9 protein-coding genes are annotated in these 12,380 nt (G+C 33.9%); 4 read left to right on the forward strand and 5 right to left on the reverse strand.

Going from position 1 to position 12,380, the window contains the following annotated elements:
* The first annotated feature begins 10 nt into the window (after positions 1 to 10).
* The 4 genes from ACY2RU_RS02715 (at position 11) to ACY2RU_RS02730 (ending at position 2,935) form a co-directional block, all read left to right on the forward strand.
* Positions 11 to 625 carry a conjugal transfer protein TraK gene (locus ACY2RU_RS02715; protein WP_490136863.1) on the forward strand — a complete coding sequence of 205 codons (615 nt, stop codon included), beginning with the start codon at positions 11 to 13 and terminating at the stop codon, positions 623 to 625.
* A 121-nt stretch (positions 626 to 746) separates the two neighbouring features.
* Positions 747 to 1,676, forward strand: a complete 930-nt coding sequence (gene traM, locus ACY2RU_RS02720) for a conjugative transposon protein TraM (protein WP_490136864.1) — start codon at positions 747 to 749, stop codon at positions 1,674 to 1,676.
* A gap of 31 nt (positions 1,677 to 1,707) precedes the next feature.
* A complete protein-coding gene (locus ACY2RU_RS02725) occupies positions 1,708 to 2,565 on the forward strand; it encodes a DUF4138 domain-containing protein (RefSeq protein WP_490136865.1) in 858 nt (285 codons plus the stop codon).
* Positions 2,566 to 2,635: 70 nt separating this feature from the next.
* On the forward strand, positions 2,636 to 2,935 hold the full coding sequence (locus ACY2RU_RS02730; RefSeq protein WP_490136866.1) for a hypothetical protein: 300 nt from the start codon (positions 2,636 to 2,638) through the stop codon (positions 2,933 to 2,935).
* Positions 2,936 to 2,938: 3 nt separating this feature from the next.
* Here the strand turns inward: ACY2RU_RS02730 and ACY2RU_RS02735 are convergent, their stop codons facing one another.
* The 5 genes from ACY2RU_RS02735 to ACY2RU_RS02755 all read right to left on the reverse strand — a co-directional run bounded on the left by ACY2RU_RS02735 (position 2,939) and on the right by ACY2RU_RS02755 (position 12,378).
* Entirely contained in the window at positions 2,939 to 3,988 is a 1,050-nt protein-coding gene (locus ACY2RU_RS02735) for a hypothetical protein (protein ID WP_490136867.1), read from the reverse strand.
* Positions 3,989 to 4,108: 120 nt separating this feature from the next.
* Positions 4,109 to 9,163 carry an nSTAND1 domain-containing NTPase gene (locus ACY2RU_RS02740; RefSeq protein WP_490136868.1) on the reverse strand — a complete coding sequence of 1,685 codons (5,055 nt, stop codon included), beginning with the start codon at positions 9,161 to 9,163 and terminating at the stop codon, positions 4,109 to 4,111.
* Positions 9,156 to 10,430: a type II toxin-antitoxin system HipA family toxin gene (locus ACY2RU_RS02745; protein WP_490136869.1), complete on the reverse strand. Its 1,275-nt coding sequence runs from the start codon at positions 10,428 to 10,430 to the stop codon at positions 9,156 to 9,158. Before ACY2RU_RS02745 ends, ACY2RU_RS02740 begins: the two co-directional genes overlap by 8 nt.
* Positions 10,431 to 10,435: 5 nt before the next feature.
* Positions 10,436 to 10,723, reverse strand: coding sequence for a helix-turn-helix domain-containing protein (locus tag ACY2RU_RS02750; protein ID WP_490136870.1), 288 nt, complete (start codon positions 10,721 to 10,723; stop codon positions 10,436 to 10,438).
* Between the two features lie 74 nt (positions 10,724 to 10,797).
* On the reverse strand, positions 10,798 to 12,378 hold the full coding sequence (locus ACY2RU_RS02755) for a type IV secretory system conjugative DNA transfer family protein (protein WP_490136871.1): 1,581 nt from the start codon (positions 12,376 to 12,378) through the stop codon (positions 10,798 to 10,800).
* Between the last annotated feature and the right edge of the window lie 2 nt (positions 12,379 to 12,380).

A 12,380-nucleotide genomic window follows, 5' to 3' on the forward strand; every position in this document is an offset into this window, starting at 1 on the left:
TCCAATGAAAATGAAAACACCTTATAAAAATATCTATGCCATCTTAAAACTGAACCGATTTATCGTACTGGCAGTTGTCATTTTTGCAATGCTATCTAGCATCTTTTCACTTTGGATGGCATTCAACACAAATCAAAATGCACTCAATAGTGCCTTTGCCATTAATACGGATGGCAGTATTATTCCGCTGAAACTCGTTACCCAAAAAGAAAACTTTAGGGTTGAAGCTTTGGCACATTTAGAGCTGTTCCACAAGTATTTCTATAACATTGATGCCAGTAATTATGAGCGGAATCTTGAAAAGGCTCTATGGCTAGGTAACAGCTCTGTGGATAATTTATATCGTCAGAAAAAAGCCGATGGTGTCTATAACCGATTACTACAATATTCACTAGTTCAAAAAGTCCTGAGCATTGATTCGCAAATCGAAGAACAAAATGGAACGTATGTCTTTAGAACGGTTACCATTTTTGAAATCAATCGTGGTTCAATAATAGACACCTACGAACTTATTTCTAGTGGAAACTTAATATCAGTTGATAGAAATTTTCCAAACAATCCACACGGATTATTGATTACAAACTATTTCGAGAACACCTTAAAAAAATTAAACGATGAAAATTGAGCCGATAATCGGCAATTAAAAAAACCACGATTATGAAATGAGCCACATCAATTTTGAAAACTATTTTCAATGTTAAATGGCGAATTACATCTGACAAATAAAAACAAATAAATATCTACAGATGAAAATAGAAAAAAATAAAATTGTCTTTGCAGCTGTACTGGCTGTGATTTTCATATTCCTAATTTCCTATTCTATGATGGTTATGGGCGATGATAAAAGTGAAAATAAAAATCTTGAACAGACTTTAGTGCCAGATTTAGATGAAAACCAAAAAGAGTATGATTCTAAACTGGATGCTATCAATGATTTAAAAGAAGTGCGCGAAAATAATGCGCCTAGCATCTACGACGAAAAATTTTTGGATTCAACAGGTCTTTACAATCCTGATTTACCAGAACAGGAAAAAGAACGCATTGTAGATAGTATTTATGAGGCTGGCAAAATTCAATATTCCGAAAAGCGATACCAGAGCTTTGGGCAAAAGAAAATTACTCAAAATACTACACAGCAAATTGACTCTGCCGATATCAAAAGAGAACAAAAAATAGAAGCTAAAGAATTGGGCTTGGAACATCAACTGTTCTTTGCTGCTTCGCCAAAACCAAATGAAGTTTCGATTATTGGTAATACAGATGAAACCATTTATGTGGTTGTCGATGGCGACCAAATTGTGAAAGCAAATACCCGATTACGAATGCGTCTTATTAAAGCTGCAACAATTAATAATAAATTAATGCCAAAGAACACGCCAGTTTTTGGATTTATAAGCTTTCAGCCCAATCGTGCCTTAATTGAGATTGAAAATATAAAGCATCATCCTACCAAACTAAAAGCCTTCGATTTATCTGATGGTAGTGAGGGCATCTATGTACAAAACAATTTTCGAGCAGAAGCTACCACCGAAGTTATAGACGATATAGTCAGCGACATCAATATTCCTACTGTTCCACAAGTAGGTGGAATTACAAAGGTGTTTAGGCGTAACAATCGAAACATAAAAGTAACCGTACTTAATAATTACAGATTAATTTTAAAACCAAAATTATGAGCCCATAATGGGCATTTAAAAACGCACACTTATGAAAAAGCATATCATTATTTCAGCTCTTATAATTATGTCAGCTATCTCACCTCGATTATGTTGGGCACAGGCTGCAACACAAACAAACACAGTCCTCGACACTATTTATGCAAACGACACTAAAAATGTTGCGCTATTTTTCCCAGAACCTATAAGGCAAGGCATAACTGGTTCGGATAATTTTGTCTTTACCTACAATCGTGAAAAAGAACAATATTTTGGATTGCTTCAGGCAAAGCCAGGGAATGAAAGTAATCTGCTGGTAGTCAATAGAAATGGTTCAATTTTTTCGTATATTGTAAGGTATAAAAAGCAGCTGTCAAAGCTCAATTATTTCATTCCATTATCAAATAGTATAGGGAATGAAAAGCCATTAGTAAGTGATTCTATTCAGACTGTAACTGTTAAAGATAGTATAGATAACAGAACTTATTATTACCAAAAATTCTGTTCTTACCTTCTTGACATAAAACAACACTTTGGTTACTTTACAAAGAGAAAACAAGGTGTTATTTTGAGTGTTGAAAATATAGTTTTTGATAAAGAAGAACTCTATTTCGTTATTCAAATTAGGAATAATTCCACCTTGGATTACGATTTGAATTTCTTGAACCTTTCAATCGAGACTCGACAAAAAGGAAAAAAGAAATCTTTACAGGGTTTGTATCAAGAACCGATTTACAAGCACCATTTACCTTCAAAAATTGCAGAGGGAAAGATGATACGATTCGTTTATGTGTTGTCCAAATTCTCATTATCTAATGACCGTAGGGCAATTTTGGAATTGAATGAAAAAGATGGCGAACGAAATATTGAACTAAAAATATCACATAGATATATCAATAACCCAAATTAATAATATTATGAAAAATTTAGTCATTTGCTCACTCGTACTTTTATTCATTTCTTGTTCAGGAAATAAGAATATGTCCCACACAGAAACCGCAGAAATTGTTGCGAAAAGCTTTTTCTCAAAAGATGAATCAGCTCTAAAGAAGCATACTACATCTGAAGGATATGCCAGTTTGATTACGGTTCAAAATATGCTTCCAGATTCCGATAAAGAAATCGAGGTAGAAATCTTAGATGAAGCCATTGATGGTGAAATTGCCTGGGTAAGATACAAAACGTCCTATGATGGAAAGACGGGTATCTTTAAATTGGTCAAAGAGAATAATCAGTGGAAAGTAACTAATAAAGGACCGAGGGAAAAAGGGTCATTTTGATAGTTAATCTTTCAATTCAACGTTAACATAATCAAAATCAATTTTTAATTTTTTCTTTACAAAATTCAAATAATCAACTTCATCTTGGTTTGGTGCATACTGTCCTGCAATAAATAATACTTTTTTTCTGTCATCATCGTCTTTTTGCATATAGGATATAATTTGACCTAAACCTTCTCTAATACAATCAGCGGCAAAAGCTGAGGATTTCACTTCATAAAAATGAATTTCCTTTTCCAACTTGACTTTTATATCTACATAGTTTTCTTCAAGAACTACATTGACTTTACCATATTGTTTTTCAAGCCTATTTTGAAGTGCTTCTTGTATCTTGTTGTGCTTTTGCTCAGCAATGTAACTTGTGCTTCCTTTTCTGTTTTGTTTTGATGAATTTCGAGACTTAGTACCTTTCCTTTTTGTTTTTCTCTTTTTTCCAGTATTAGTCGTTTTACCGTTTTCTCTACCAAATTTCTCATATAATAAATCGGCAAATTGGTAAATGGATAAATGAGATGGTTTATTAGCAATAATTAAGTTCTGAATTTCAGAAGTTTTGGTTTTTCTGGTAACAGTCAAGCCATAATACTCAGCAATCTTATGTAGTACAGCTTTCTTAAAAATTGGAATCAATCTTTCATTTGAATAGAGATAAGCAATCTTCCACTTTACAAAAAGGGTTAAGTGCAAATCATCAATTTTTTCAAAATCTCCTTTTTCTGAATAATCTATAATTTTTAAAATTTCAGTTTTTACATTTTGAAACGCTTCTTTTCTATTTTCTCCATAATACCGCTGCCAAGAATAAATATTGTCATTGACTAAATTTTTTGGTTTTGCATTTGGGTCACTACGCTTATAAATTCCAAACTTGCTAGAATTTATACCTTTAATACTTCCTAAAGCTCTTGTTTTGGTTTCCAACCATTGACAGAATGTGTCTTTGTCTCCAACCGAAACATATTGTTCCAATTTCATTGACTTGATTGCTTGAATATCCCATCTGTCAAGAAATTCGTTTAATATTTCCCTTGATAATTCTGTGTTATTTTCCAAATGATTTTTTGGTATTGGTTAATGCAAATCCAGAGGATAAATATATAATTATCTCAGCAGTTTATTGTCAATAAATAAGGTATGCTTATGATAAAAAAATACAATTGTGTAGCAGAAAAACTAAACTTCAGCCTTATACACAAAAACATTTTCGCGAATTAAATAAGCTTCAGTAGAGCCTGAATCAATCATTAAACCTAAAATATGTAAAAATGCATTTACTAAATCCTGTCTATTCTTTATGATATTTATATGGTTAAAAAATAGTTTTTTAATCAAGGCTTTACCATTTTTTTCCATTAAATCAGATGTATTGCCGGGATGCTCATCAATCATTTTTTTTAAGAGCAAAAGTCCTTCTGGCAAGAACACTTTTTCTCCAAATGTTGAAAAAACAGATATAACAGAAGATAGTTTCTTAGTACCAAAATAATCTACCATATTTAGGTATAATTCCTTGTAACCAAGAAAGCCTTTCCAATCTTCTAATGATTTCAAAAACCTATTGTCTAGCAATAATTTGTCGCTAAAGTAATAACTCTCATTCTCCTTTAACTTATTAAATAAATGGTCCCATATCTGCCAGAATCTTGTACCATATACCTGCAATTCTTCTTCGGTTTTGTCCCGTACAATATCATACATTATGGTAATGCAAAAACTCAACGTTGAGGAAACAAATTCATATAAATCATTAATACCAGTATCTCTACCGAAAGTATTGGCTAAAAATGGTAAGACTAAAGCATTTAATATTTTTTTTCCAAACTCTATGTCACTACTGTACAAACAAAATTCTGCAAGAAATAACTGCATATCCGTTTGAATTGTGTAATCAAATTCGCGATTACTTTTTTTCCAAGTATCACCTTCTACTGCCGTGTACAAGCTAACAAATTCTTGCATAACTTTAATGACATAATCAGCTTCAACTCGATTACACTCCTTAGTGGATATCATTAACATAGCTCTAATGAGAAAGTGCTTTTCGTGCGAGAGGTAATCAATAACTTCCGAGTCAATTTCATTTGGGGCATCCATAGATGCTTTAATGAAATATTTAAAGCTCTTTTCATATGCCACTAACTCTTCTTTTGTCGCTCTATAGTAAGGCCTTGGACTGTCTTTCTCAAATTTTGCAAAGGATATAACCATCTTGGTTAAGTCCTTGGCAGTATCCGGGCAATTCTTAATAAATTCATCTCTAAAATACATTAGGAATTGTCTTAAATCGAAATCGTCTAATGGACATAAGATGAGTCTTCCAAGTAGCACTCGATAATCCGTTTTCGTTTCATCTGTAGCAGCATATTTGGGTAGTAAATGAATAGCGTGAAGAATTGTCTTTTTCTCCAGCAAACTATAGTTCATACTTAGATTATAGTCATTTTTATATTTGTCGGTTATCAGTGCATCAACGGCGTTAGATATAGTATCGAGACACCAAAAAGTTTGCTGCTCACTTAATTGAGTAGAGAATGAATCAAGCCCAATCTTAGCCAATGATACTGGCATATCAAATATACCGTGCTGAAAATCTGCTGCTGTGTAGTAATTGTAGATTTCTAGCCATTGCTCAAAAGTTATTTCTACTTCATTTTCTATCGCTTTACGCAGCATATTACTGTAAGAAGCATCAAAGTGATTATCCTTAAAATCTTCTTCAATAGCTGTAAGTGTCTCAGAAATTTCTTCTGGATAAGATGGCACTAATTCTACTGTGCCAGCTTCTTTATTTACCTTCCCTGGTTTTAGTTTACGGACATCTATTTCTGTAACCGTTTTTATCCATAAATGATCATCCGTAAAGTCATTGTAAAATTTATCAAAAATCTTAAAAAGTTCTTCGTTAAGCTTACCATAGTTAATTTGGTAAGGAATCAAAAAAGCTCTTAATCCTTGATGATATTTTCTGCGGTGAGGTAAAGCATTAGACTCCATCCTCTCTTTTTGTGCATATGATATTTGTCTATCTTCTGGCGCCATACTATGATACTCACTTATAGACCTCTGCAAATCCCAATCATAGAATTGTCTTAGACTAAAAATTGGCAATATGGATTCTGTAAACGCTTTTGGGTTTGCCATAAAAACACTCGCAACAACAGAAGTTAAAGCCACATTATTGGAAAACTGAAGTATATACTTGCAATGTTCTTCTAGTAGCTTTTTAGCCGAATCACTATCTATCGCTGCTAATTGAAGCAAATAACGCTCTAAAGACATCAATAAGGATTCAATCAGTGTGTGCACTCTAGTTGCTGAACCTCTGTAAGCAATCCATAAATCTAAATCTCCATATTGGATTCTTTCCTTTCCATCTTGGAATTGCAATGTCAACTTTTCCAGAGGGTGTTCTTTTCCATAATCCGACTGTACAAAGAAATCAACAGTATAGTTAACAAAGTTCTTTACAAACGAAATCGCTTTAACTGGATGGGTTGAAAATAAACCAGCCACAAATGTTTTATAAATTCCTGAAGGGTAATAGTCAAACTTTGAATCTTCTATTCCCCAAGATTCTTCTTTTTCGGGTCTTGGTTTAGGCAAAAAACTTGATATGCTTCTGTGACCATCGATTTTCACTTCTTCGACTTTTTCCTTTGGTTGTACTTTCCAATTTTTATCAGTTAAAGAAATAAGCAATTCTGGAAATTCTTTTATAAGGCTTTGGTTTCGTATACCACCAAGTGCTATTTTAATAGCTATCTCATAGAATTGTTGTACTCTCCAAGCCACGCCTTCTTTAGAGTTTGCTCTATTAAGAAAATCTTTAAGTTCAGGTTTAGCAAAAGGTGCTAGACCAAAGAATAGGTATACCAACTCTTGTATCGTATATTTTTCACGAGAAAGCTTATTTAACCAGAAATCATCTTCAGACTCAATCTGCTGAATAAACTGGGTAACAATACTTTTACAAGCCTCAATTTCCTCAGAGGATGAATTATCAGAATCCAGTAAAAATCTTAGCTCCCAATCTAATAATAACATAAAAATTGACTCACGTAAACTTGACAATGCCGTTATATTTTCTGCTATAAACACAAGTAAATCTCTCCAAACACTACCAATAGGAAATAGTATAGATTTATTCTTTTCAGAACCAAAACCATATTCTTTACAAGCAGTTCTGGTCAACATAATGCAACGCGCTAAAAAAGAAGCATTATTAGCTAGTAAATCAGCTTTAAAACTCTCGAAAAAGGGTGACGCATCTTTAGAACGAAAAACGGCAATCAAAATCTCGTCTATCCAGTATTTCTCAATTGTATCGTTATTAATTGTACTTGTGATTATTCGCACAATAGCATCAGTATCTTCAATCAGATAATCTTCTACCCATAACCTAAAGGCTCTTCTAAAAGCAGGTTGGTTGCCTATTTGATTAAAAAAGCTTTCTACAGTCGGTGCGTCGGCTTTTAGTTTTGATAGGTGCTTTACAAGCGCCCAATCTTCAAGAATATCGTGTGAAGGTGAAAATTGATATTCATTTCTACTTTTGTACAAAATATGGTCATCAAGTAAAGCTTCTACAGTTGCTTCATCAACTCCCTCGTCTGGTTCAACAAAAAGTCGCATAGACTGTGCTCTTTTAATGGCTATATTTGAAAATGCTTTTCCTCGCTTTCTAGCCATACCACTGCCAGTAATGGTTGATTTTTCAATTATATGATTCCAGAGTTTTGTTTTGAAATCGATTAGAGATAAATCCTCTACTTGAAATCCGCTTACTCCAATTGTATTTACGGCAAACTGAAGATATTTAGGGCTTCGTAATATTTCTTTTATTCCGGGGTTTTCAAAATATGGTTTTAAACTGGGGAAATGTTGTTGTGCTAAATCTAGTTCATCATTCGACATAAGTTTTACCTCTATAACTTCTACATCTGTAAAGTGATATTTTTGAAGAATTAGGTTAACAGCATAAGCTCTTGAAGTAAAAATCACTTTTACATCTTTAAAGGATTTTATCTTAGCCAAAAATTGTTGAAAGGCGTTTTCAGCATTCGCTTCTAGCAATTTCTCCAAACTATCAATTACAATCAGTTTTTCTTTTAGATACCCTATGGAATTGACAATATTACTAATGGAATGTGTGACACCAAGTTTAGTAAATACGTGTGATAGTGTACTTTCATTAAATTGTTCAGCCTTGAAAACAAAAACATTTGTATTGTTGTGATATATTTCTATAAAGTCTTTTAATAATGCAGACTTACCAGCACCAGCACTTCCTGTTACTACTGTAAATTGATGTCTCTTTGATACCTCCAAAAGCTCTTCTAACGTATCCGAACGGTCCAAGTGGAAATCTTCAATAGAGCTAGTGAAAGGCTCTATTATGATATTGCTATCTTCTTTAAGTTTAGATACAGAAGTAAAAGTACTATCAAATACAGATGGGTTAAAGCATTTGTACATATCTAATTTGATGCAGTCGTCATAAGATAGTGTTCCTCCATTAAGATTATAATGAGCAGCTAAAGACAATAAGTTATTCCATATTTGACTGCCTGTTAGTTCACAATCTGTAGCTTTAGTTAATGTAATAATATTTAAAACATTACTATACGCAGTACTGGTCTCGGTTGTAAAGTCGTATCCAAGAAGAGCCATACACCTGAGAAACATCCAAATGTCTTTTTTGGGTACATCCTTATCATCGTTAGCCTTTTTGAGTAAATTTTCAAAGATGTTAAGATGCTTTTTCTTTATAGCGATTCTTTCCACTTCTTTATAAAAGTCAACTTCATTATTATGTGTCGATGCCCAATCTAGAAGTACGTTAAAGTGTTTTTTATCGTTGTTGGTCAAATTAGATTTTATCAATAGAAGCCTATCGGTACTTTTATCAAATTTGGTGTTATTGAAATCTTTCCAAAAGGCTGTTATTACTTCGTTAAAGGTTTCATTAGCTTCTGTAAGAGCTATATTATATTTGATTTGACCTAAAATTTTCTTCTTTGCCCCAGAACCTAAATCTACCTCTACCAACAAATCATCTGTTGCATAACCTTTACTAGTTGTCTGAAAAGCGACTTCTGATATTTTGCCTTTAGTAACCAGAGGTATCTCAATCTGTAATAACATAGCAAGTAAATAAGCTGCTTGTACATTATGTTCATAGGTAGCTCCTCCACTTCCCATTGAAAATACACTTCCGGTTTTAATCATACTTATTGTTTTTTAATTCTGTTCTAAAAGCACTAGACATCAATTCCGCTTCACTTCTTTTTATTCCTATTTCTTCTGCTATATGTTTCCAATTTTTGACCACAGCCAATACTTCAGAAAGTATAGTTTCCATTTCACTTTCGCTTAACCTAAAATATTCGCCAACACTTTTAGCTAAATCAAAATCGAGGGCGTTATCATCCATATCTATATTTAGAGACAAACCATCTTTTTCTATCGAGGGATTTAAATCATAGGCGGGCGATAAAATCCAACCTTTTTCTGTTAATATAAATCCGTGATTTCGTAAATGGTCATCTGTGTTAGAAATCGCTATGTTAAATACGATACGTCGCCAAAGTTGATGTAAATTAGCTTCTACATCTGCTCCATAATTCTCTATAAATTCTACAATTTCAAGATAACTGGGCTCAAATTCCTTTATAATGTCTTCTGTATTTCCAGTCATCGTCATAGCCGAGGCAAAGTGAATGCGCTTTCCATTATCTCTATCAAATCGTCTTGTGAGGAAGGTATGGTACTCACCACTAATCTTTTCTATTTTTGAATCTGCCATATCTATTCCTGCTGCAGTAGCTAATTGATAGGCTAAAAATTCCCAAGCAGCTTTATCAATAGTATCTGTCTTTGATGGAAATTTTGCAATCCAAAGATTCTTCTTTGGGTCAAAAATATTTGCCTTGGGTCTCGCACCTCCTAAAGAAGAACCTGGTGCTATCAATACAGCAATCCATTTTCTTACGGCTTCACTTTGGTCATCACTTTCTAGTTGTTTAGCGGCTTCCTGTAAATCGCCTAGCGAAGACCACGGCGGTGTTGGACTATGCGCATCATTATCTAAAAAAGGACCTTCCAATTCAGTTTTAAAACGCAAAGCACCCATTCTACTTTCATCAAAAACCCCAAGCAGATAATCTATTTCATAGAGTGTGCGAGCCTTTTCATTCTTTGCCCTAGCATCTTGGGCAGCTCTACGTTTCATTAAAGTCTTACCCCAAGTGTCTGGCATACTATCTAAAAAGATTCCAAAATTCTCTTTGTTAGCAGGGTATTGTGGACCTGAATAAAATTCTATATCCGGGTCTAACAATCGTTGTGCATCAGTCTTCAACCAATCTTTGTTATATTCAAAACTGAACGCCTTTTTACCCTTGGCAAAATGCGCAGAAAGAACACCAACGAGAGTAGAAGATTCTAAACCGTCCCAGTCTGCAAATACGTATATGTCAAATTTCCCTCCAGCCATCTTATTTATAGTAAATCAAGGTCTTGAAGTTTTCGGCCAAATTCATCATCCACTGCTAACTTTAGAAAATCATCTTGAAGATTGAGTACCCTAAATACATTAAAGTACAATCCAATAGCCACAGCTGGGTCTCCTTTTTCAATACGATAAAGGGTAGCTCTATGAATACCAGCACGTTCAGAAACTTGCTCGGCAGTAAGCTTCCTTCTCTTACGAGCAAGCTTTACATTTTCCCCTATTTGCTCAAAAATCTTGAGATATTTGGGAAGAACTATGGCTTTCTTAGAATTCATTTTGTTGTTTATTTACGACAAATATATATATTTTGATGTAAATAAGCGACAAAAAAAGAATAGAACTTTATATGCTATTTGAATATCGACTTAACTTCTCTATAAACTTGCTCAAAATTTTCTTCTAAATCTGCCTTAGAAAACTGTTTCAATTCCTTTGGCAAAGCTCTTTGGATATTAGACAATTTAAACTGCACCTTTTTATCTTTTCCATCTGCATACGTGATAAATTCGCCTTGTTTCAATCGAAAAAATACGTCTGCCCTTATTTTTGGAATTTCCTTTTCACCTGTTGTGATGCGTGTATCAAAATCCAAGTTATGTCCACGACTTATACTCTTGGTCGGGTCTTTAATAATTTCAAAAAAGCGTTCGTAATATTTGGCGGTGTCCGGGTCATTTACCTTACCAAAAAACTGGTAGGACAAATTGCTTAAAATGGCTTTGCTTGCCTTGTCGCCATACATCATATCGTTCTGAATTTTGTCTTGAATAACGTAAATGGTCGCAATATCATAACTACGCAAAGTTGCAGGAATGCGGTGCATATTCAATAATCGGATGGTTGGCGCTTCTTCCATCAACAAAAAAGAGGGTTTTGAATTCCGTATACTCATTTGCTTGGTAATGGTGTGAATGATGGTAGCTATTACAGGTGAATACGACGTTTCAAATTTTGGATTGTTTACTACGGAAATTATGGCAGGATTATCTTCGCTATTAATATTTAAAGGCACTTCGTCTGCGGATAAAGCCATAAAAATTCGCTGTGTGCTAATTCGTTTCAGGGCATTTGCCAATGTACTTTTGACACCAGCTGTCTGCCTATCCGAATCCTTACCACTAATAAAAGCATCTGCCATTGCTCTTGATGTAGTATTGGTTTCCAAAAACTGGATAAGGCTATCTGTGTCTAATAATTGATAAATCGCTATCAAATGTGGTAGCGTGCAGTATTTAGGATAATCTGTTTTCAGTTTCCATATCAAACCCCCTATCAAACCTTCAGCAGCATCGTTAAAGAATTTTGTTGTTCCTGTTGTTCCACTTTCCCTTTGTTCCAAAAGGTTTTCAATTAATACCCTCGACACCTCGTTTACGCTTTCCTCGTTTTCTAAATAACGTGGTGCAATTGGATTTACCCGATGGATAATTTTATCGAAGGATATAACCTTAAACGGAATATCGCTATCCTTAAAAAGTGGATATGCCATTTCGGTTAGTTCAAAATCCTTGTAGTCGTGAATAATTCCGCAAAAGCTCTCTTTCTGGAAATGTTTTAGAAATCCATAAACTACACTTTCGGTTTTTCCGCTTCCGGCGGATCCGATGACGGATACGCCTCGTTTAATATTATCTAATTTAAAGTTTCCCTTATTCGTAACAAAATTGACCAGATATTTCGTATTTCCATTTTGTGCATTTTCAGTTTTATGCAGAAAAACGTACAGCCCTATATTAATTAGCATTAGCGGACAAACTAAATAAAGTAATATTGTTACCACTTCATTTTCTTTAGCTACATAGAATGCAAAAAATGAAAGCATTATGATATTCAAAAGAAAGGCATATCTGCTTACACGAAACATCGCATAGAAAACCGTACTGGTCAAACCAATAATTGTAAGTGTTGTTATAAGATTGTCTATCTGCATAT

Source organism: Ulvibacter sp. 2305UL32-6 (genome assembly GCF_058148545.1).